Source organism: Cobetia sp. AM6, from assembly GCF_009617955.1.
Classification (GTDB): Bacteria; Pseudomonadota; Gammaproteobacteria; order Pseudomonadales; family Halomonadaceae; genus Cobetia; species Cobetia amphilecti.
In genome coordinates this window covers 3,437,187-3,459,443 of sequence record NZ_AP021868.1, presented here as the reverse complement: position 1 = coordinate 3,459,443, position 22,257 = coordinate 3,437,187, and the positions used below count along the sequence as shown (strand labels likewise).

Genomic DNA, 22,257 nt, shown 5'->3' with positions numbered 1-22,257 from the left:
AGTCGTGAAGCTGTGAAATTGTAGAGCTGAGAAGTTTGAAGCAACCGTTGATCTGTCGGCCTGCAGCGCTGTCAGGCCGACAGATCAGCGGGTCCAGTCCGTCGGCACACGACGGCGGATATGGTCGAGCAGCGCGCCGAGCTTGCGCGGCGGGTGCCCGAAGGGATAGTGCAGGCTGACCGGAATCGACGGCCCCTTCCACTCGGGCAGGCAGGCCTCGAACTGTCCCGGGTGCGCCGTCGCCCGGGTGCGCACGTGGTAGTCCGGCAGCAGGCCGATACCGGCGCCGTGCGCGATATGGTCGGCATGCACCACCACGTTGTCGACCGTGAAGCGTGACGGTGGCAGGCTCAGGCGATACTCGCCTTCCTCGGGGTGATTGAGCACCAGATTGGGGTGATGGCGGTCGATCAGATTGACCCAGTCATGGGAGGTCAGCTCGCTGGGGTGCTGCGGATGGCCGTGCTGGCGCAGATAGCTGGGGTGAGCGTAGAGATGTTGCTGCTGCTGACCCAGAATCTCCTCGCGCAGCCCGGTGTCCTTGGCCGGGCCTTCCCACAGCCACAGCATCACCTGGTCGTCATCGCGTGATGGCGGCAGATGGTTGGCGGTCAGGGTCAGGCGAATGCCCGGATACTCTTCGATGAAGTCGGTCAGCACATGATTGAACCAGCCACGCAGGAAGTGCGGGTGCGCGCTGACGGTGATATCACCGCTGATCTCCTCGCGCAGTTCATCCAGCGCGATCTGCGAGCGCTCGCCCAGCGACAGCATCTGCTGGCAGTACTGATAGAACAGCGTGCCGGCCTCGGTGGGAATCAGGCGGTTGGCCTGACGATGCAGCAGTGGCTGGCCGAGCTGGTGTTCGAGATGGCTGATCCGGCGGCTGAGCGTGGACTTGGAGATACCGAGATGCTCGGCTCCTGCGCCCAGATTGCCGTAGCGCATGATGGCATCGAAGGCACTGAGGCCCTGAAATTCGTCAAGTACTGGAGGCATGACTTGGTGGCACCCGCCGCTGTTGTCTGCCGTTGAAGCGGCAAATAGCGTGAAAGAAAGCATGAAAGCAGGAATCGCGTCGTTGCTGGGGTGTGGGCCAGCGTCTCCCTGCCATTTTGGCCAGCATTGTAGCCGATCTGGTCGAGCGAATGGCATACATGTGAGTGATTCGCGTTTGCCTGTAGCCGGATGCGGCGAAATATCCGCCAGCCGGCGGCTTCCGCTGACCAGCCCGTGGCTGACGGCAGACGGGCGCTGACAGGCAGCCAGATTGCCTCAAGCGAGCTTCATGCCGCTGGCGTTCGACAATCAGGGTTGACGGTTTCCGCGCCCCGCGCGGCAATTGCGCCCACATGAGATGCACATGGCGAGCGAGCGCGGCATCATGGCGAGATCAATGCGCAGCAGGCCTCGTCGCTGCGTTTCACTGTTCAAGGACCCTGTAGATGTCATTCGCTACCCGCTTGCGCGCCCGGGCCGCCTTGCTTGCCTCTCCGCTACGGCTTTCGTCATCAGCGCCAACTCCTTCATCAGCACTATCTTCTTCATCAGCGCTGTTGAGAGGCGCCAGCCTGGCGGCCCCGTTGATGCTGGCACTGCTGGCCGCGCCGGTTCAGGCAGACGAGCGCCCCCAGATTCGTGTCATGGCCGCCGCCTCGCTGCATGATGCGCTGGATGCCATCGAGGCGCGCTACGAGCGTCTCGCCGACGTGGACATCATGCCGGTCTACGCCTCGTCCTCGACCCTGGCGCGTCAGCTGGCCAATGGGGCTCCGGCGCAGCTGTATCTGTCGGCCAATGAGCGCTGGATGGACTGGCTGGAGCAGCAGCCCGGCATCGTCGTCACCGGCCGTCACGACCTGCTGGGCAACCGTCTCGCGCTGGTCGCGCCCGGCCCCAGCCAGCTGGATGCCAGTGTCAGCAACGCCGAGGATGTCACCGATGTGGCCGAGCGTCTCGCCGCCACCGGCAGCAACACTCGCCTGGCCGTCGGCGACCCCGACCATGTGCCTGCGGGCATCTATGCGCGCCAGTCGCTGGAAGCGCTGGGGCAGTGGCAGACGCTGCGCTCGCGCCTGGCCAGCGCCGAGGACGTGCGCGCCGCGCTGGCGCTGGTCGAGCATGGCGAGGCCCCGCTGGGGATCGTCTATGCCACCGACGCTGCCATCAGCCATCGGGTGCATCAGATCGGCCTGCTGCCGGACAGCAGCCATGATCCCATCCACTATCCTGCCGCCTTGATCAGTCGTGGCGGTGACGCGCCGTCGTCACAGGCCGAGGCCTTCTCGGCCTGGCTTTCCAGCAACGAGGCCGGCGCCATCTTCCATCGCTTCGGCTTCAGCACGCTCGCCCATCAGGCTCCTGCTGCGCAGCCTGAGGCCGACTAGCCGCTGGATCGGCGTCGAGGTGCCTTGCGGAGGTGCCTTGCGTCATACGCTGGCATGTCATCGACAAGATGAGGCCGCTACACTGGGAGCCTGCTGTCACATCGGCGTGATCAAGGCGGGCAGGGCTGTCTGCCGGCTCCTGGCGTCACGTCATGTGCGAGAACCTGTCTTCGTCTGAGGAAGATCCATGCTGAGTGCGCTGGAATGGGAAGCCCTGAGCCTGAGCCTCAAGGTAGCTTGCGTCGCGGTCGGCCTGAGCCTGATTCCCGGTTTTGCGGCGGCCTGGTGGCTGGCGCGACGTGAGTTTCGTGGCAAGGCGCTGGTCGATGGTCTGCTGCATCTGCCGCTGGTGTTGCCGCCCGTGGTGGTCGGTTACCTGTTGCTGGTCACCTTCGGGCGCAATGGCGCCATCGGCCAGTGGCTGGCCAGGATCGATATCGTGCTGCCCTTCACCTGGCAGGGCGCGGCGCTGGCGGCGGCGGTGATGGCCTTTCCGCTGATGGTGCGCGCGATGCGCCTGTCACTGGAGGCCATCGACCCGGGCCTGGAGGCCGCAGCTCGCACCCTCGGGGCCAACCCGCTGCGCGTGCTGTTCACGGTGACCATGCCGCTGGCGCTGCCGGGCATTCTCACCGGTGGCATGCTGGCCTTCGCGCGTGCGCTGTCGGAGTTCGGTGCCACCATCACCTTCGCCGCCAATATCCCCGGCGAGACCCGCACGCTGCCGTTGGCGCTCTATACCCTGATCCAGACCCCGGGCCAGGAAGGCGCCGCGGCCAGGCTGTGCGCCATCGCCGTCGTCATCGCGATGCTGTCGCTGCTGGCCTCCGAATGGCTGGCACGTCGCGCGCGACTGCGCATGGAGGGGCGTGATGCTTGATTTCCATCTCCATCGTCAGCAGGGCGCCTTCACGCTGGATGCCACGCTCAAGGTGCCGGCGCGCGGCGTCACGGCGCTCTTCGGGCGCTCCGGCAGCGGCAAGACCACCATCCTGCGCCTGATCGCAGGCCTCGAGCGTCCCGACCATGGCCATCTGCGCCTGGATGGCGAGTGCCTGACGGGCGGCGAGAACGATATCTTCGTGCCGGCGCATCGTCGCAGGCTCGGGGTCGTCTTCCAGGAGCCGCGCCTGTTTCCGCACTACAGCGTGCGCGGCAATCTCCGCTACGGCATGCCGCGCGCCCTGACACCCGCCCAGCGCCAACAGAACCAGTCACGTCTGCATGAGATGGTGACGCTGCTGGGCATCGAGGACCTGCTGTCGCGCATGCCCGGCCAGCTGTCCGGTGGCGAGGCGCGGCGTGTCGCGATCGGCCGCGCCCTGCTGTCACGCCCGCGCATGCTGTTGCTGGATGAGCCGCTGACCGGCCTCGACGGCGCTCGCAAGCAGGAGCTGCTGCACTACATTGCGCGGCTGGCGCGCGAGATCGAGATCCCGATCCTGTTCGTCAGTCATGATACCCGCGAGCTGTTCGCGGTCGCCGACCGCCTGGCGCTGGTGGACAACGGCCGCATCACCGCCAGCGGCGAGATCGGTGACATGCTGTCACGGCTGGACCTGGCACCGCAGACCGGCCGCTTCGAAGCGGGCTCGCTGCTGACCGCCGAGGTGCTGTCGCACGATGATGACTGGCAGCTGACGCGTCTGGGGCTGGGCGCCGGGCTGAGCCTCAAGCTGGCGCGGCTGGCGATGCCGGTGGGGCGTCGTGTGCGACTGCGGCTGCGGGCGCGTGACATCAGCATCGCGCTGGAGACGCCGACCCACACCAGCCTGCGCAATGCCTTGCCGGCCGTGATCCACGAGATCGAGAGCGAGCGCGGCCATGCCAGCGCCGAGCTGGTGCTGGGCATCGCCGGCCAGCGGGTGAGGGCGCGAGTCGATCGTCTGGTGTGTCAGGAGCTGGGCCTCAAGGTCGGGCTGGGCGTCAAGGCGCTGATCTCCAGCGTGGCGCTCTCGGGCCCCGACGTGATCAGCCTGGACGCCATGGATGACGACATCCCTGTGGTGAATGCGGCCCAGCCGAGTGCGGCCCAGCCGAGTGCGGCCCAGCCGAATGCGACACAGACAAATACCGCACAGGCCAAGGCGCCAAATGACGCAGGCTCTGCTTCGTCCGCAAGCTGACACTGCTCGCACGCACCGTTCGCTGACTTCCCGAATTGATGGACTCTGGCAAGGAAACCTCTCATGCAGTTGACCCACCTGTGGCGCTATCCCCTCAAGTCCGGCGCCGCTGAGGCGCTTGAGACAGCGACGCTCGGCGAGGAAGGTCTCACGCAGGACCGCCGCTTCGTGGTGGTCGCGGCGCGAGGCAAGTTCGTCACCGCGCGTACGCATCCCCAGCTGCAGCGACTGGCCCTGCGCGAAGACGCCAGCGGCCAGTGGCGACTGTGGCATCTGGACCGCCCCGAATGCGGCAGCGTCAGCTTTGCCACCGATGACCAGGCCGAGCGTCTCGACATCCAGGTGTGGGCCGATCGGTTCACAGCCTTGAGCGTGAGCTTTGAGGCCGATGCCTGGCTGAGTGAGCAGGTCGGCATGCCGGTCAGGCTCAGCTGGTTGGGCGAGCGCTCGGAGCGCTATCGCGAGATCATCGCGCAGCGCGTCAGCGCCGCCGACGGCTTTCCGCTGTTGCTGGCCAATCAGGCTTCGTTGTCGGCGCTCAACGCCCAGACTCCGAGTGCGGACCATGGCATGGATCAGTTCCGGCCCAACCTGGTGATCAGCGGCGCCGAGGCATGGGCCGAGGATGGCTGGCAGGAAGTGCGCATCGGTGAGGCACGCTTCACGCTGGTGTCCTCCTGCACTCGCTGTGCGATGGTCAATGTCGACCCGGCGACGGGCGACAAGCGTGGCGACGGCGAGCCGCTCAAGACGCTGGCACGGGTGCGCCGCTTCGCGGATGGCCAGGTGCACTTCGGCTACAACCTCGTCGCGCTCGATCCCTCGCGCAAGCCTAGCTTGCGTGTCGGCGACGAGGTGGAAGTCATCGCCTTCAAGTGATGTCGCTGGAATCTTGCCTACAGGCCTGAACCCAAACGCCCGCCATCCTCGATGGCGGGCGTTTTCGTTCAGGGGGCGCTTGGCAAGACGGTAAGCGAGGCGCTTGGCAAGACGGTAGGCAAGTTCAGCCCGGGGGCCCGAACAGGGCAGGTTGGCCATGCGCCTCGCGCCAGACATCCAGCGCTGCACGGTGAAGCTGGCTGTGTCGCCATGCCAGCGCCTCGATATCGCGGTCATAGCCACCGCCGATCACGCAGGCCACGGCGGCGCCCGCCGCGCGACAGCGCTGGATGACATGCCGCTCGCGGTGGTAGAGGCCGCTGTCGCTCAATTCGAGATGGCCGAGCCTGTCTGCGGCATGCGGGTCGACACCGGCATCGAAGATCACCAGCTGCGGGCGTACCCGCGTCAGCACCTCTGTAAGCGTACGCTCCAGCACCGCCAGATAGTCCGCGTCGCCCATGCCCCTGGGCAAGGGCACGTCCAGATCACTTTGCTGCTTGCGCGCCGGGAAGTTGCTCTCGGCATGCAGTGACAGCGTGAAGACCCGCGGCTCGTCGGCGAAGATCAACGCCGTGCCATCGCCCTGATGCACATCGAGATCGACGATCAGCACGCGCTTCACGCCGTCTTCCAGCGCCTGATGCGCCGCCACGCCGATGTCGTTGAGCAGACAATAGCCGCTGGCGGCCTCCGGGTGGGCATGATGGGTGCCGCCCGCGGTGTTGCAGGCCAGTCCGCGCTTGAGTGCTTCGCGTACGGTGGTCAGGGTGCCGCCCACGGCCAGCACGCTGCGCTCGCGCAGTGCCTCGCTCCACACGAAACCGCTGCGCCGCTGGGCCTGCGCGCTCAGGGTGCCAGTGAGGAACTCATGCACATAGCGGCGGGTATGCACGCTGAGCAGGTCATCCTCCTCGGCGGGCTCGGGCGTCACCCAGTCGACGGCCGAGGCGCAGTCGGCCAGCTGGCGGTCGAGCAGGCGCTTGAGCACGCTGAACTTGTCCATCGGGAAGGGATGCTTCTCGGGCAGCGCGATCCGATAGCCGGGATGATGGATCAGCGCCAGCGGCGGGCAGTGGGCATCAGCGACGGGGCACAAAGTGCACCTCCTGTCCGTCGGTGGTCAGCTGGCGGATGGCGGTGGGGCGGCCGTCGCTGTCCAGATCGACCAGCCCGATGCCGCAGGCGTTCAGCAGGCGTTCGCCCTGACTGGCCGCATCGTGACGGCGCGGCGTGACACGCATGTTGCGCCGGCGTGTCAGCAGATTGAGCGGCGAGCGTGGGGCGTACAGCCAGCGATTGAGACGGTCGAGCACATCCAGCAGGCCGACCGGGAAGCGATTGCGGATGCCGCTGCTGGTGATCTGCCAGATGCTCGGGCTCGAACGGCGATGCTTGAGGCGCACGTCGTAGGCGAAGGAGTAGTGCACATCGCCGGACAGGATCACGAAGTTCTGCGGCGTGCGCGAGTGGCGGAAGATGTTGAGCATCACGCTGGCCGCGCCGCGATGCGCCATCCAGTTCTCGGCATCGACCATCAACGGCTTGCCGGCCAGCGTGAACAGCTTCTGGATGCTCTCGATCAGCTTGACGCCGAACATCGGCGCCGGGGACACCAGCACCACGGCCGGATGGCCGACCAGGCGTTGCTGAAGCTCGCTCAGCGCCTCCCAGTCCATCAGCCCCGAGGGATGCGAGAGCTTGCGCTCGCTGCGCCAGCGGCGGGTGCGCGTATCGGCCACGATCAGCGGCGGCGTGGTGTCGAGCTGATAATCCCAGCTCTCGCAGCGATGCAGGTGGGCGATCAACGCCTCCTGACGCTCGACATCGAAATGGCCGTCTGCGGCCGTGTCAGTGCCAGTCAGGGCATGAGTGAACAGCGCCCGTGTCTCCTCCAGCAGCTCCGCCAGTGGCTCCGGCCCGTTGCCGGCGGCCTGACACAGCAGATAGCCGGTCAGCGCATTGCCGATGATGCGGCGCGAGAAGGGGTGGCCATAGGCGGCTTCCTCCCAGGCGGCGCTGAGGTTCCAGTCATCGGTGACATCGTGATCATCGAAGATCATCAGGCTGGGCACATTGGCCAGCAGGCGACGAACCTGACCGAGTCCGCCACAGAAGCGCCGCAGATGGCGGGCCTCGGTGGCATGGCGCTCGCGGGTGGCGTCGTCATGGCCCTCGAGCGCAGAGGGGTCTTCCAGGGTGATGCCCAGCGCCTCCCACGGCACGTCAGACCACACCAGCAGGTACATGGCGATGACTTCCGACAGGCCGATCAGGTGGTTGTCAGCACCGGTGGAGGTGAAGATGGGCTTGCGCTTGGCACCGAAGAAACTGGCGGCCACACCTTCGTTGGCCGGCATGTCCGGCAGCAGCTGCGGGCGGTGGTAGAGATGCGAGGGGTGCTGGCGCAGCTCACGAGTGTCGGAGACCTCGGCCTCCATCAGCGTCTCCTCCGGCAACCCCAGCCCCGCGATCAGCTGATCGATCGCGCCCAGCATCGGCCCTGCGACATCGTCGGCGTAGATCTGATCGCCGGTGAACAGCATCACCTCCGGCCACTCGGCGACGCTCTCACGTCGCTCGCTCAACCAGCGATCCAGCGCCACCAGTCCGTCGCCACCCGGGCCCTTGGGCGGTGGCGTCTCAAGGCGATCGGTCGACGCAGCGTCTTCTGCACTCTGCTGCGCCTGCTGCTCGTCGTCACTCAAGCCGTGATGCGGCTTGCGGCAGCTGCCATGCGCGACACGCGTCAGGCGTGACGGCAGTCGAAAGCGCGGCAGGCTTTCACCGGGGTAGCAGATCTGTGGCGCCCAGTCGGCGATGCCCTGCCATTCGGGCGTAACTGACGATGACGCTGCCGCTTCCGTTGCCGTTGACGCTGCCGTTGCCGATGACGGCTCCGCCAGGCCCAGCTCGTAGGCGATGGCGCAGTCGGCGGGCAAGGGCGTGTCGGGATGCGCTTCGATCAACAGCAGCCAGGCATGCTCCCCCAGTGGCATCGCCAGATGCTCCGTCAGCCGACAGCTTGATGTCGTCGGCAGGCCATCCTCACCTCGCGTGGGAGGCGTTGCATCCTGCTCCGGCAGCAGCCACACCCGCGCCTGCTGTGGGCGAGAGGTCACCAGCCACAGCATTACGCCCTCGGCGGTGACACGGCGCAATATCGGGCCTGCCAGCACGCGGGGCAGGGCAGCAGTCGGTGTGGGAGAGCCGTTGGCAGGCAGCGAAGCGGACGAAGTGGCAGACATGAAGCAGGCTCGATGGCAGGTGGAGACGGATAGCGGTCAGCTGACTATCATCAGCTGACGCTTATCAAGCGATAGCGGAACAGGCGACGAACGCCAGCCATGGGCGCAGGCGTGGGCTTGGGCCTGGGCCTGGGCGTATGAGTGGCTCCGTGCGTTGAGTGTGACAACTCGTCGTGGCGCGAGGTTCGCAGGCTCGCAAAGCATGCGCGAGCTAGCGTAAAGTTGGGCCCTTGAATGCACATGGCGTTCGCACAATAGCATGGGAAACCGGCATGAATGATCCATCGGCGAAGCGCCTCGTGAGTCCGCTGTCCAGGCCAGTCAACCGCGGGCACGGCTCGCGCAGCTCCATCTGGCGCAAGGTCGCCCTGGCAACGAGCCTGATCGCAACCCTGTCAGCGAGTCTCTTCAGCCCTGCGGCCCTGGCCGCCGAGGCGCCGCTGGCGACAGGCGAGCGCCACGTGCTGGCGGCCAATGACTGCCTGCCTGCGCCCAGCGGGCCGGTGGTGTTGACGGTCGAGGGCGCTGTCAGCTGTGGCAATGCCGGTTCCCTGCAGGCACCACGGGCGCGTTTCGATCTGGCGATGCTCGAGGCCATGCCGTCGCGCGTGGTGGCCACCCACACCCCCTGGACCCAGGGACGTGTCAGCTTCTCCGGCCCGCTGCTGCGCGAGCTGGTGGCGCGGGTGTCTGAAGATGCCAGGGGGCTCAAGGTGCGGGCACTGAATGACTTCGTGGCCGAGATTCCCCTCAGTGACATCGAGGACTTCGATGTCCTGCTGGCCACGCGACGCGACGGCGAGCGCATGCCGGTGCGGGATCTCGGGCCCTTGTTCGTGCTGTATCCCTTCGATGCTCATCCGGAATTGCTCAATGAGCAGGTACGCTTTCGCAGTGTCTGGCAGGTCACCGGGCTGACGCTGGAGTGAGCGAGGGCTGGTGCCTGCCCCCTCAGGCGCAAGATGACATGGAGTCATGCAGTGAATCAGTCGCCGGATGAAAGATCCCCGCATTCAGGCACCGCTGCTGATCAGTCCTTCGCTGATCAGGGCATTGCCGCGTCGGGTGTGGGCGGAAGCGGCAATTCCCCCGCGCGCTGGCCGCTGTGGCTGGGCATGGCGATCAGCATCCTGTGTCTGCTGGCCTCCATCGGCATCGGCGGCACCATCCTGCACAACCAGGTCAGTCTGGAAGACCGCACCCGCGACGACGCCGTCTGGTCGATCTACAAGCTGGATCGTGAGGCGGTCAGCCTTTCCTCCTCGATAGCGCGCTATCGCGTCGCCGGGCCAGCCGATCGTGCCAGCATCTGGAATGAGGTGCTGCAGAATTACGAGCTGCTCTACAGCCGCACCTATATCTTCCGGCGGGGGGATTTCCAGCGCCACCTGATGACCCTGCCGGCCGTGCCGCTGCTGGCCGATGAGTTGATGAGCCAGATCGAGTATCTCGATCTGCGGCTGGAAAATTGGCGGCATGGCCCGGTGTTCGAGGGCACGGGCCCGGTGCAGGGCGCCCAGGCTGACGACGCTTCAGTAGATGACGCTGCACAGCGCTCCCAGGTGCTGGGGCCCGAGGGTCGCGAGGCGGCGGAGTTCCAGCAGCTGAGCGATGCGCTGGGCGATACCACCCAGACGCTGTTGTTGCGGGTACGCGCACGCCTGGCCGAGGAGCTGGCCCACGAGCGTCAGAGCCGCGACAGCCTGGTGCAGCTGATGTTGCTGCTGCTGGCGCTGATGCTGCTGGCCACCTTGATGGTCTGCCGTCAGGTCTGGCTGCAGGCCCGCGGGCGTGAGCAGGCCCGCCTGCAGATGCTGGCGATGTCGTCGGCCCTCAAGCACGAGGCGGCGCGGGCCGAACAGGCCAGTCGCGCCAAGTCCGAGTTTCTGGCCACCATGAGCCACGAGATTCGCACCCCGCTCAATGGCGTGATCGGCATGAGCGAGCTGTTGCTGGCCGAACCGCTGCAGAGCAGTGCGCACCGCTATGCCAGCAGCCTGCGCGATAGCGGCGAAGTGCTGATGGGGCTGGTGGATGATGTCCTCGACTTCTCCAAGATCGAGGCCGGCAAGCTCAGCGTCGAACGACGCCCCTTCGAACTGCACACGGCCATCGATGGCGTGATCGACCTGCTGCTGCCGCAGATGGACAGCACGCGCATCGTCTTTGATGACCGCCGCTCCCCCCAGCTGCCCGAGCAGGTCATGGGCGATTCGGTGCGTCTGCGTCAGGTGCTGCTCAATCTGCTCTCCAATGCCTTCAAGTTCACCGAGCAGGGGCGTGTCTGTCTGCTGGTCGAGGCATTGCCGGCGGGGCGCGTGCGCTTCGAGGTCGATGACACCGGCATCGGGGTCAGTGAAGAACAGGCCGCCCAGCTGTTCGAGCCCTTTACCCAGGGCGATGCCTCCACTGCGCGTCGCTTCGGCGGTACCGGACTCGGGCTTTCGATCTCGCGGCGGCTGGTCGAGCTGATGGGCGGGCGATTGGGCCTCAAGCAACGCCCGGGCAAGGGCGCCTGCTTCTGGTTCGAGCTGCCGCTGCCACGCGCCGCGGCGCTCAAGCGACCGGCCTTCACCTCCGCGCCTCTGCCGCTCAGCCGTGGCGAGCATGTCCTGGTGGTCGATGACAATCACATCAATCGCGAAGTGGCCCACTCCATGCTCAGTGGCCTGGGCTACACGGTGACGACGGTCGACAGTGGCGAGGCGGCGCTGGCGTGGTATGCGCGCCAGCGCGATACGGTGCTGGTGCTGCTCGACCTGCGCATGCCGGGACTGGATGGCTTTGCGGTGGCGCGGCGTTGGCGCGCCATGGAGCACAGTGACAGGCGTGCGCCGAGCCTTATCGTCGCGATGACGGCCAATGTGGCGGCGGGGGAGCGTGCGCGCTGCCTCTCGGCGGGCATGAACGACTTCCTGTCCAAGCCGATCCGGCGTCAGCAGCTCGCCAGCATGCTGGCGCGCTGGCAGTCGGGCAGCCAGGACCTCGGCGAATGGCGCGTCAATGCCCTCGCCAGCACCCAGCCCTTCGATCCGATCAACTATTCCCCTACCACTGAGCGACCGCCCCACTTCGAGGCACCGCCGGAAACCGGTGAGGCACTCGCGCGTGCGGCGTCACTGGTGGCATCACTCGATTCCCCCGCTGCGCGGCGTCGCATGATCCATGAGGCCCAGGCGCGTGCCACTGAGGGCGAGGCTGAAGCTGAAACTGAGACTGAAGCTGACAAGGTCAGTGAGCCGTCGGCGGCTGGCCCCATCGAGCGGCGTGAGCCTGAGGGCAAAGGCGAGAGCGAAGGCGAGGGCCAGGGCGAACGGGAAGGGGCAGAAGGGGGACACACGAGCATGAACACAGGGGAGTCGTGGACATCTGTCGGGTCAGCGGCGGAGCTTGCACAGGCCGTGACGCCTGCGCTGCGGGATGAGCTGGATGCCGACAGCATCGCGGCCCTCGAGGCGGCCTTCGAGGAGCAGCTAGAGCAGCAGTCCCAGCGCCTGTCGCGGGCGGTGGACCATATGGATCTGAAGCAGCTGCAGCATGAAGCCCATCTGCTCAAGGGCAGCGCCGCTACCCTGGATCACGACCTGCTGCGTGATGCCGCCCTGCAGCTGGAGCTGCTGCTGGCATCCGACACGCCGCGCACCCGCATCGAGGCCGCGGTGGCGGCGCTGCTGGCCGAAATTCGTGATCACCGCATCGCCCACGATGCCGGTCAAGCCTGGCGCTAGCACAGTTTGGCGCCAGCTCAGTTTGGCGCCAGCAAAGCCGCCTTCGGCCAGATACATCACCTCAGGCATCACCTCAGTGCTGGCGGCGGCGCAGTTCGCGTTCCACCAGCGTCACGCCGGGCGTGGTCTGGCCCTGAATGCCCTGCAGCGCCAGCGTCAGCGTCGCATCGGCGATCTGCTGGTGACGCTGGGGCAGTGAATGGATCGGCAGCGGCAGGAAGTCGAGCAGGCGGTCGTCGCCGAAGCTGGCCATCGCCTTGGGCGGATTGGCCGGCGGCCCCTCGGCGAACAGCACATCGAGCACGCCATCCATCAGGGTGTAGGAGGCAGTGACGATGGCGTCCGGCAGCGGTGAATGGCGGAGATGCTCGGTCAGCGCCGCCGCGCCCGCCTCGCGCTCGTAACGCGCGGCATGCAGGGTGGTGGCCTCAAGCTCGCTGCTGCCGGTGCGCTGCTGATAGTGCGCCAGCGCCGCCTGCATGCCGCTGGCACGCGCCCGCGTGATATCGATCTCCGGCAAGGCATCCAGCCACAGCAGTCGCTGCGGCGCGTGTTCCAGCACGGCTTCGGTCAGCTGGCGGGCGGCATCTTCATTGTTGCTGACCACGCTGGCGAAGTGGCGCGTATCCAGCGCGCGGTCGACACCGATGACCGGGAAGCCATCCAGCGCCAGTTCGCGGTAGAAGGGGTCATCGGGAGACAGGCAGCTGGCGGTGATCAGCGCATCGACCCGCCGCGCCTTGAGCATGCGCGCCAGCTCGCGCTCGGTTTCCGGCTCATCGTCGGAGCAGACGATGAACAGCTGATAGTCGCGCTCACGCGCCCCGCGCTCCAGCAACTTGGCCAGGCGGGCATAACTGGCGTTCTCCAGATCCGGCAGCATGAAGCCCAGCGTGCGGCTTTCGCCACGCCGCAGCGCGGCTGCCTGGGCATCGATCCGATAGTGATGACGTTGTACCACCGCCATGACGCGCTCGACCGTCTGGGGGCTGATACGTCGTGCCTGTGCCTGCCCATTGACCACATAACTGGCGGTGGTGCGTGAAACGCCTGCAAGACGCGCGATTTCTGCCAGGGTCATGCCACTGTCCTTGCTGGAAAGGGGGAACGGGATCTGCGTGCTCCATGTGCGAGGAATGATGCGCACTTGTGGGCTCGGGTGCAAATCCTCTCTGCGCCGGGCACGCCTCGCTCGACACCTCTCGAGCCCGCGCCACAGGCGGCTCTACACCCAATGTCTAGTCACCAGAAGCACGTTTTCGGTTTGTGTTCGCTTGATCGGGCGCAAGAAAACGGCCAGCATGAGCCCTATTGAGGTGACACGATTCAGCACGCTCGTCATCACACCATGACGCCGCTACCCTGTCGGAACTCGCCAAGTGACGTGTCGCGGCAGCTGAAAGACACGTTTGCAGCGCACCGCCAACATCCAGGCTCCTCATCAGAAGGGAGCCTCAAGGAGCCAGCCATGCTCAGTCTTGATCGCGAGGACATCCTTCTCGCCGCCCATGCCAGCGACTGGCGCGATGCCTTGCAACAGGCCGCCGATGCCCTGGTCGCCGGTGGGCGCGCCACGCCCGACTACCGTGAGGGCCTGCTGGCGCGTGAAGCCCAGTCTTCCACCTACCTGGGGCAGGGGATCGCGATCCCCCACGGTACGCCGGACAGCCGCGAGGCCGTGCTGGCCACCGGGGTGCGTGTCCTGCAGTTTCCGCAGGGCGTGGAGTGGCACGACGGCAATCGCGTCTTCCTGCTGGTGACCATCGCGGCACAGTCCGATGAGCATCTCGATATCCTGCGCGCGCTGACGCGTGTGCTGGATCGCGACGGTGTCAGTGAGCGCCTGGCCTCGGCGACCACCGCCGAGGAAGTGCTGAGCGAGCTGGGCCGCGAGGTGGTGCCGCCGCGGCTGGATGCCGAGACGCTGCTGTGCGGTTTCCCCGCGCGCGATCGTGACGAGCTGGTACTGGCGGGGGCCGCGCGCCTGCGTCAGGCCGGTTGTGTCAGCGATGGTTTCATCTCGGCCATGCTCGCTGCCCAACCGGTAGCGCTGGGGCAGGGCGTGTGGCTGGCGCAGTCGCAGCAGGATGTCACCCGCTCGGCGCTGGCCATCGTCACGCCGGAGAAGGCGCTGGAGACGCGCCACGGACGCATCACTGCGCTGGCCTGTCTGGCAGTCGATGCCCAGCAGGGCCAGCATCAGCCGTTGCTGGAGCGCCTGCTGACGCTGTTGGAAGAGGGCGCGGGCGAAAGCCTGCCGGGCCTGTCGGCCAGCGCCCTGCTGGCGCGGCTGTCGGGGGAGTCCGCCACGGCGCAGCTGGCTCAGGTCGTGTTGCTCAATGCCCACGGCCTGCATGCGCGTCCGGCCAAGCAGCTGGTACAGGCGGCGCGCGAAGCCGGTGAGCAGCATGGCGTCATTCCGGCGTTGCGACTGGAAGGCGATGACAGCGGTGTGGTCAGTGCCGCCAGTCTGACCAAGGTGTTGGGGCTGGGCGCACGCCGCGGCCAGACGTTGATTTTCAGCGCCTCCGGGGATGACTCGGCGGCCAATCAGGCGGCACTGAGCATGATGGTGAGCGCGGTGCAGGCCGGTCTCGGCGAGGCGGTGGAGCCGCTGGCCGATTGGCGCGCCGACGCCGCCACGCCGCTGGAGGCCAGCGAACAGCAAGCCACCCGCGACACCCTGCAGGCCGCTCCCGCCGCCGATAGCGTGGTGCCTGCGGTAGCCGCCTCGCCGGGCATGGCCATCGCGCCGTGCTGGGTGATGCGCCTGCCGCGCTTCGTCTACGAGACGCGCAGCGATGCCGGCGCCGATCGTGAAGCTGAGCGCCTGGTGGCCAGTATCCAGACCGCGCGCGAGCAGTTGCTGGCGCTGGTCAATCGCGCCGAAGGCGCCGAGATGGCCGAGATTCTCTCGATGCACGAGGAGATGCTCGGCGATCCGGAGCTGTTTGCCGCGGCGCGCGAAAGCCTCGATGAAGGCCACAGCGCCGAAGCGGCGTGGTGGTCGGCCATCGACAGCGCCGCCAGCGCCCAGGAAAACCTCGCCGATCGCCTGCTGGCCGAACGCGCCGCCGACCTGCGCGATGTCGGGCGGCGGGTGCTCGGCGTGCTGACCGATACGCCGCTGCCCAGTGCCCCCGAGACACCGCATGTGCTGGTGACCGAGGACATCGGCCCGTCGGATGTGGCACGCCTGGATACCACTCGCGTGCGGGGTCTGGTCACGGCGCTGGGCGGGGCGACCTCGCACAGCGCGATTCTGGCGCGTTCGCTGGGCATTCCGGCGGTGGTCGGGGCTGGCCCGAGCGTGCTGGCGATCGCCGATGGCAGCGAGCTGATCGTCGATGGTGAACGAGGCCGCGTCAGCGTGATGCCCTCGGCCAGTCGCCGCGCGCGTGCCGAAGAGGCGATCGCCGGGCATGAGCAGCGCCAGGCCGCCGCCTGGGAGTCGCGCATGGCGCCCGCCACGACCCTGGATGGCCATCATGTCGAGGTGGTCGCCAATCTGGGCAACACCGCCCATGCCGGCGACGCCGTCGAGCGTGGTGCCGAGGGTGTCGGCCTGCTGCGTACCGAATTCGTGTTCATGGCGCACCCGCAGGCGCCGGACCTCGCCACCCAGACCGCCCAGTACGGTGAGGCGCTGGATGCGCTCGAGGGGCGGCCGCTGGTGGCACGCACGCTGGATGTCGGCGGCGACAAGCCGCTGCCGTACTGGCCGCTGCCGCGTGAGGACAACCCCTTCCTCGGCCTGCGCGGCATTCGCCTCGCCCTGACGCGCCCGGAAGTGCTCGAGACCCAGGTGCGGGCGCTGCTGACGGCCGCCGGTGCGCGGCCGATTCGCCTGATGTTCCCGATGGTCAAGGACCTGGCCGAGCTGCGTGGCGCGCGTGCCATCGTCGATCGCGTGCGTGCCGAGCTGGACGCCGCCTACGCGGCCGAACATGGCCAGCCGCCGGTGCGCGACGTGCAGGTCGGCGTGATGATCGAGATCCCCTCGGCGGCGCTGACTGCTGCCAGCATCGCGCCGGAAGTCGACTTCTTCTCGGTGGGCACCAATGACCTGACCCAGTACACCCTGGCGATCGACCGTGGCCATGCGACGCTCTCGGCTCAGGCCGATGGCCTGCATCCGGCGGTGTTGCGCCTGATCGAGATGACCGTCAGTGCCGCCCACGCCCACGGTGCCTGGGTCGGCGTCTGCGGTGAGCTGGCCAGTGATGACCAGGCCGTCGGCGTACTGGTCGGGCTGGGCGTGGATGAGCTGTCGGTGTCCAGCCGCCAGATTCCGCTGGTCAAGGCGCGGGTGCGCGAGCTGGACCTGGCCACGGCACGTGAGCAGGCGCGGGTCGCGTTGGCCCAGCCGACCTCGGAAGACGTGCGCAGTGCTCTGGAAGCGCTGCTCGAGCAGGGCGAGCCTTCGGTTGCCGAGGTCACCTCAGGCGCTGCGGCCAGTCATGCGGCCAGTGATGCGGACAGTAATGGACACAGCCCGCGGGAGTCAGTGTGATGAGTGACAACACGACGCGTCAGGCCGCCGACTGCCCGGTATTGTGCGTGACGCTCAACCCGGCGCTGGACATGACCATCGGCCTCGACAACCTGGTGCCGGGCAAGGTCAACCGGGCGCGCAGCCACCATCTCGAGGCGGCGGGCAAGGGCATCAATGTCGCGCGGGTGCTGGCGACGCTGGGCCATCCGGTGACGCTGAGCGGCTTTCTGGGCGCCGACAACCAGGCCGATTTCGAGGCCGCCTTCGCCGAGTGGGGGCTGAGTGATGCCTTCGAACGCGTCGCGGGCGCGACCCGCATCAACGTCAAGCTCGGGGAGGCCAGTGGCCGTGTCACCGATATCAACGGCGCGGGCATGCAGGTCGATGAGGCCGCCTTCACGCGGCTTGAGGGGCGCATCGATGAGTGGATCGATCGCCAGCAGGCCGAGGGCAGCCCGGAGCGCTGTGCCGTCGTCATCGCCGGCAGCCTGCCGCCGGGTGTCAGCAGCGAGCAGCTGGCGAGCCTGGTGCAGCGGGTGCGTGCCCGCCGCATTGCCTGCTGGCTGGACACCAGCGGCACGGCACTCGAAGCCGGTCTGGCGGTGCCGCCCAGCGGCGTGAAGCCCAATGAGCAGGAACTGGCGCTGTGGGCGGGCGAGCCGCTGGAGAGCGACGCCGCCCGTCAGCGTGCGCTGGCGAGTCTGGTCGAGCACGGTATCGAGCAGGCGCTGATCTCTGCCGGCCCGGAAGGCGTGCTGTGGGCAAGCCCCGGCGCCGAGACACTGCGGGCACGCCCGCCGCGCATGCGAGTGGTCAGTACCGTGTGTGCCGGTGATACCCTGCTGGCCGCCATGCTGCATGGGGTGCTCTGCCATCCGACACCCACGGCGGCCATGCGTGAACAAATTCTGCGTCATGCCACGGCGCTTTCCGCCGAGGCCGTGACCCACCCGGGGCCGGGCAATCCCGCCGCCCCGGAGCTTGAAACCCTCCAACAACACACCAGCATCGAGACATTGGCCAGTGCCGAGGTCGCGACAGCCGGAGAGCCACGCCCATGAATGTCATCATCGTTACCGCCTGCCCGAGCGGCATGGCGACCAGCTTCCTGGCGGCGCGCCGCCTGGAGCAGGCCGCCCGTCGTCGCGACTGGGAGCCCCTCATCGACATGCGCTCGCAATTCGAGCGTGAACTCGTGTTGAGCGATGCCCAGCTCGCCGCCGCCGAACTGGTGATCGTCGCGGCGTCGCCGATGACCAGCGCCGGCCTCGAGCGTTTCGTCGGCAAGCGCGTGCATGTCGCGCCCATCGAAGAGGCGCTGCCGGACCCCGCCGCCTTCCTGGCCAATGCCGAGGCCCGCGCCCGCGTGCTGGAAGCCAAGGACATCGCCGACGTGGCTGCGACTGTCAGCACGACGGCCAGCGGCGCAGCAAGCGCAGCTGGTGGAGAGGTGGCGCACAAGCCGTCCATCGTCGCGGTCACCGCCTGCCCGACCGGCGTGGCGCATACCTTCATGGCCGCCGAGGCCCTGAGCGAGGCAGGGCGAGCGCTGGGTTACCCGACGCGGGTCGAGACCCAGGGCTCGGTGGGCGCGCAGGATGCGCTGACCGAGCAGGAGATCGCCGCGGCCGAGGTGGTGATTCTGGCCTGTGATATCGAGGTCGACCCGACGCGCTTCGCCGGCAAGCGGGTCTGGCGGACCTCCACCGGCACCGCGCTCAAGAAGCCGCGCGATACCATCGAGCAGGCACTGGAAGGCGCCGAGATGGAATCCGCCACCGCCGCGGGCGGTCAGGGCAGTCAGCAGAAGGGCGAGAAGCGCGGCCCCTACAAGCACCTGCTGACCGGCGTGTCCTTCATGCTACCGATGGTGGTGGCGGGCGGCCTGATGATCGCGCTGTCCTTCGTGTTCGGCATCAAGGCCTTCGAGGAAGAAGGCACCCTGGCGGCGGCGCTGATGCAGATCGGCGGTGGCTCGGCCTTCAAGCTGATGATTCCGGTGTTGGCGGGCTATATCGCCTACTCCATCGCCGACCGCCCGGGCATCACGCCGGGCATGATCGGTGGCTGGCTGGCCGCTACCCTGGACGCCGGCTTCCTCGGCGGCATCATCGCCGGCTTCCTTGCGGGCTACAGCGCGCTGGGGCTGAGCCGTTTCGTCAAGCTGCCGCAGTCGATCGAATCGCTCAAGCCGATCCTGATCATCCCGCTGGTGGCGAGCATGGTCACCGGTCTGGTGATGATCTACGTGGTCGGCACGCCGGTAGCGGGGCTGATGGCGACGCTGACCGAATTCCTCGAATCGATGGGCTCGGCCAATGCCGTGCTGCTGGGCATTCTGCTCGGCGCGATGATGTGCTTCGACCTCGGTGGCCCGGTCAACAAGGCCGCCTACGCCTTCGGTGTCGGCCTGCTGGCCAGCGAGACCTATGCGCCGATGGCGGCCATCATGGCGGCTGGCATGGTGCCGGCGCTGGGCATGGGGCTGGCCAGCTTCATCGCGCGTGCCAAGTTCGCCGAGCCGGAGCGTGAGGCGGGCAAGGCCAGCTTCATTCTCGGCCTGTGCTTCATCTCCGAGGGTGCGATTCCGTTCGCCGCCAAGGACCCGCTGCGCGTGATTCCGGCCTGCATGGTCGGTGGTGCCGTCACCGGTGCACTGTCGATGCTGATAGGGGCCAAGCTGCTGGCGCCGCACGGCGGGCTGTTCGTGCTGCTGATTCCCAACGCCATCAACGTGCCGCTGATGTACCTGGGCGCCATCGTCGCCGGCACCCTGGTGACGGGCATCGGCTATGCGCTGATCAAGAAGGGCGCCCAGCAGGTCGAGACCGCAGCCGCGACCTGAGCCGCTGGCAGTCAGGTAAGGACGCAAGCCGCAAACGCACAAGGCAAGACGCAAAAAGCCCCCGCCGGTCTCCCGGCGGGGGCTTTTGCATTGCAGGCCGAGCGCAGGCGCTCAGTCCAGCTTCGATCAGTCCAGTTCGGACTTGCCGATCACGCCAGGCATCGCCGGGGCTTCATTGACCGTATCGTGGCGCACGAAGGCCAGGTGCTGCTGGTAGGCGGTGACGACTTCGTCGAGCACCTGGGCCCGCGACAGGCCGTTGAGCTCCTGACCGCTGCCACCCTCGGAGAGGTGCACTTCCAGACGCAGGTAGAAGTCGTCATTGGCGTCGATGAAGCTCGGCGTCTGCTGGCGCACCGCACGCACCTGGTAGACGAAGTTGGAGGCGTCCTCGAACTCGACTTCCAGCGTCACGCGGGGCAGCGGCTCATCTTCCAGCGTCTCTTCGGTGACGCTCGAGACCTGACCGCGACGATTGAGCTCCTCGGCCAGCTGGTTGAGGGCCGGGCGGATGGAGCGCTTGAGAGTCGCCTCGGAACTGCCGCTCTGGGCGAAGTCGAGCACGTGGTCCAGACGCTCATGCCAGTCGACACCTTCGTAGACGCAGCTGTTGTCCTGACGCACGTTCTCCTTGCGGTCCTCGATCATCAACGCCTTGTACATGCCGATCATCATGAAGATCAGCACGATGGAGAAGGGCACGGCGGTGATCACCACGGCGCTCTGCAGCGCGCTCAGCCCCCCGACCATCAACAGTGCCAGCGTCAGCAGGCCGATGATGGCGGACCAGAATATGCGCAGCCAGATCGGCGCATCGTGGTTCACGTCCTTGAGGATGGAGGTGAAGTTGGCCAGTACCAGGGCGCCGGAATCGGCGGAGGTCACGAAGAACACGATACCCAGAATCGCCACCACGGCGGTGGTGATGGTGGAGTAGGGCAGCTGCTCCAGGAAGGTGTAGATGGTGTTCTGCGGTGCGTTCAGGGCTTCGGTGGCCAGTGTGGCGACGTCCTGATTGGCGACCATGTCGATGGCGGAATTACCGAATACGCTCATCCACACCATCATGAAGCTCAGCGGAATCAGCAGCGCGCCGAACACGAACTGACGGATGGTACGACCGCGCGAGATACGCGCCAGGAACAGGCCGACGAACGGGGTCCAGGCGATCCACCAGCCCCAGAAGAACAGCGTCCAGCCGCTCATCCACTCATCGGTACCCGGGGTGTAGGCGTAGGTATCGAAGCTCTTGGCGGTGAACTGGGTGATGTAGTCACCGACATTGAGCACCAGGGCGTTGAGCAGCTGCGAGGTGTCGCTGACGGCGAGCACGAAGATCAGCAGCGCGGTGGCCAGCAGCATGTTGAACTCGGACAGCAGGCGGATGCCTTTCTCGACACCGGTGATCACGGAGATGGTCGCCAGTACCATCACGCCGATGATCAGCGCGGCCTGGACGGCGAGGTTCTCGGGCACGCCGAGCATGAACTTGAGGCCGTAGTTGAGCTGGATGACGCCGATGCCCAGCGAGGTGGCGATGCCGAACACGGTGGAGATGATCGCGAAGATGTCCACGGCGTTGCCGATCGGGCCATTGATGCGGTTGCCGAGCAGCGGGTAGAAGGCCGAGCGGATCGCCAGTGGCAGGCGGTGGCGGTAGCTGAAGTAGGCCAGCGACATGCCGGCGAGCACATAGATGCCCCAGCCGGAGAGGCCCCAATGGAAGAAGGTTTCCACCATGGCGTTGCGGATCGCCGCCTGGGTCTGCGGGTCACCGGTCACCGGCGCCACGTAGTGGGACAGCGGTTCGGCGATGCAGTAGAACAGGATGTCGATGCCGATACCGGCCGCGAACAGCATCGCCGACCAGGACAGCAGCGAGAATTCCGGGCGTGAATCATCCGGCCCGAGACGAATGCGCCCGAAGCGCGAGCAGGCGATCAGCACCCCGAAGACCAGATAGGCGACGATGGCCAGCATGTAGAACCAGCCGAAGGTGTCGATGGTCCAGCCCAGGGCGCTGCCGATCCAGGCGTCGGCCTGTTCGGTGAACAGCATCGCGAAGGCCAGGAAGGCGAGGATACCGATGATCGATCCGTAGAAGACCGTCGGGTTGATACGACTCGAGGACGGCGTGGCGTTCTCGGCGGAAGCAGGTTTCTGCATGAGCAACTCCTTATCAGGGGAAGTTTCACTCGTGCGTGGTGCTTAGCTGCCCGTCAGCCGCAGAATTTGCGGGTGGCGTGCAGGAAAAGACGGACACGAACGGCACGGGCCGTGCTCAGCTCACGCGCGGGGCGGAACTTGCAGCAGCGGCAGTGTCGACTGCCGTGACGACGCGATTGCAGGGGCATCGCTGGGCAGCAAGCAAGAAATGCCGATGGGCAATTCATGAGAGACGCCGGGTGCGCACCGTGGTGCGGCCCCTTTCCTGCAGGCCAGATTGGCCGCAGAAGAACGATGGCGGGTCGAGCGCTGGGGAACGCCTGGCCTTCATCGTGCTGCTCTCATCACTTCGAACGTCTACTCGGCGTCCCTGGACGTCACCC

General features: G+C 66.9%; 14 protein-coding genes. 9 read left to right on the top strand and 5 right to left on the bottom strand.

The features are described 5' to 3' along the window. Positions 1 to 84: 84 nt before the first annotated feature. A complete protein-coding gene (locus CLAM6_RS14530; RefSeq protein ID WP_054555676.1) occupies positions 85 to 999 on the bottom strand; it encodes a LysR family transcriptional regulator in 915 nt (304 codons plus the stop codon). A gap of 446 nt (positions 1,000 to 1,445) precedes the next feature. Between CLAM6_RS14530 and modA the strand changes: the two genes are divergently transcribed. The 4 genes from modA to CLAM6_RS14510 all read left to right on the top strand — a co-directional run bounded on the left by modA (position 1,446) and on the right by CLAM6_RS14510 (position 5,392). Next, positions 1,446 to 2,387 (top strand): molybdate ABC transporter substrate-binding protein, encoded by a 942-nt coding sequence (modA, locus tag CLAM6_RS14525; protein WP_242007691.1) that lies wholly within the window; start codon positions 1,446 to 1,448, stop codon positions 2,385 to 2,387. A gap of 187 nt (positions 2,388 to 2,574) precedes the next feature. Continuing rightward, positions 2,575 to 3,267, top strand: coding sequence for a molybdate ABC transporter permease subunit (gene modB / locus CLAM6_RS14520; RefSeq protein WP_054555674.1), 693 nt, complete (start codon positions 2,575 to 2,577; stop codon positions 3,265 to 3,267). After that, on the top strand, positions 3,260 to 4,513 hold the full coding sequence (modC, locus tag CLAM6_RS14515; RefSeq protein WP_153636484.1) for a molybdenum ABC transporter ATP-binding protein: 1,254 nt from the start codon (positions 3,260 to 3,262) through the stop codon (positions 4,511 to 4,513). Before modB ends, modC begins: the two co-directional genes overlap by 8 nt. Positions 4,514 to 4,576: 63 nt before the next feature. After that, a complete protein-coding gene (locus CLAM6_RS14510; RefSeq protein ID WP_153636483.1) occupies positions 4,577 to 5,392 on the top strand; it encodes an MOSC domain-containing protein in 816 nt (271 codons plus the stop codon). Positions 5,393 to 5,516: 124 nt separating this feature from the next. On the opposite strand, the gene CLAM6_RS14505 is transcribed toward CLAM6_RS14510, so the two are convergent. Beyond that, positions 5,517 to 6,491 carry a histone deacetylase family protein gene (locus tag CLAM6_RS14505; RefSeq protein WP_242007690.1) on the bottom strand — a complete coding sequence of 325 codons (975 nt, stop codon included), beginning with the start codon at positions 6,489 to 6,491 and terminating at the stop codon, positions 5,517 to 5,519. After that, on the bottom strand, positions 6,475 to 8,640 hold the full coding sequence (locus CLAM6_RS14500) for an alkaline phosphatase D family protein (RefSeq protein ID WP_153636482.1): 2,166 nt from the start codon (positions 8,638 to 8,640) through the stop codon (positions 6,475 to 6,477). Before CLAM6_RS14500 ends, CLAM6_RS14505 begins: the two co-directional genes overlap by 17 nt. A 272-nt stretch (positions 8,641 to 8,912) precedes the next feature. Here CLAM6_RS14500 and CLAM6_RS14495 point away from each other — a divergent pair, with 272 nt between their 5' ends. Further along, complete coding sequence (locus CLAM6_RS14495) at positions 8,913 to 9,569, top strand: oxidoreductase (protein WP_242007689.1); 657 nt, start codon at positions 8,913 to 8,915, stop codon at positions 9,567 to 9,569. A 51-nt stretch (positions 9,570 to 9,620) separates the two neighbouring features. Continuing rightward, positions 9,621 to 12,368 carry a sensor histidine kinase gene (locus CLAM6_RS14490; protein ID WP_172978720.1) on the top strand — a complete coding sequence of 916 codons (2,748 nt, stop codon included), beginning with the start codon at positions 9,621 to 9,623 and terminating at the stop codon, positions 12,366 to 12,368. Between the two features lie 73 nt (positions 12,369 to 12,441). Here CLAM6_RS14490 and cra read toward each other — a convergent pair whose 3' ends face one another. After that, entirely contained in the window at positions 12,442 to 13,449 is a 1,008-nt protein-coding gene (cra, locus tag CLAM6_RS14485; RefSeq protein WP_054555669.1) for a catabolite repressor/activator, read from the bottom strand. Positions 13,450 to 13,836: 387 nt separating this feature from the next. Between cra and ptsP the strand changes: the two genes are divergently transcribed. The 3 genes from ptsP to CLAM6_RS14470 are packed head-to-tail and all read left to right on the top strand — an operon-like array spanning position 13,837 to position 19,708. Next, entirely contained in the window at positions 13,837 to 16,881 is a 3,045-nt protein-coding gene (ptsP, locus tag CLAM6_RS14480) for a phosphoenolpyruvate--protein phosphotransferase (RefSeq protein ID WP_153636480.1), read from the top strand. Then, positions 16,881 to 17,924: a 1-phosphofructokinase family hexose kinase gene (locus tag CLAM6_RS14475; protein ID WP_153636479.1), complete on the top strand. Its 1,044-nt coding sequence runs from the start codon at positions 16,881 to 16,883 to the stop codon at positions 17,922 to 17,924. Before ptsP ends, CLAM6_RS14475 begins: the two co-directional genes overlap by 1 nt. Continuing rightward, positions 17,921 to 19,708 (top strand): PTS fructose-like transporter subunit IIB, encoded by a 1,788-nt coding sequence (locus CLAM6_RS14470; protein WP_153636478.1) that lies wholly within the window; start codon positions 17,921 to 17,923, stop codon positions 19,706 to 19,708. The genes CLAM6_RS14475 and CLAM6_RS14470 overlap by 4 nt, the downstream gene beginning before the upstream one ends. 126 nt (positions 19,709 to 19,834) lie before the next feature. On the opposite strand, the gene betT is transcribed toward CLAM6_RS14470, so the two are convergent. Continuing rightward, a complete protein-coding gene (betT, locus tag CLAM6_RS14465) occupies positions 19,835 to 21,874 on the bottom strand; it encodes a choline BCCT transporter BetT (RefSeq protein WP_153636477.1) in 2,040 nt (679 codons plus the stop codon). Between the last annotated feature and the right edge of the window lie 383 nt (positions 21,875 to 22,257).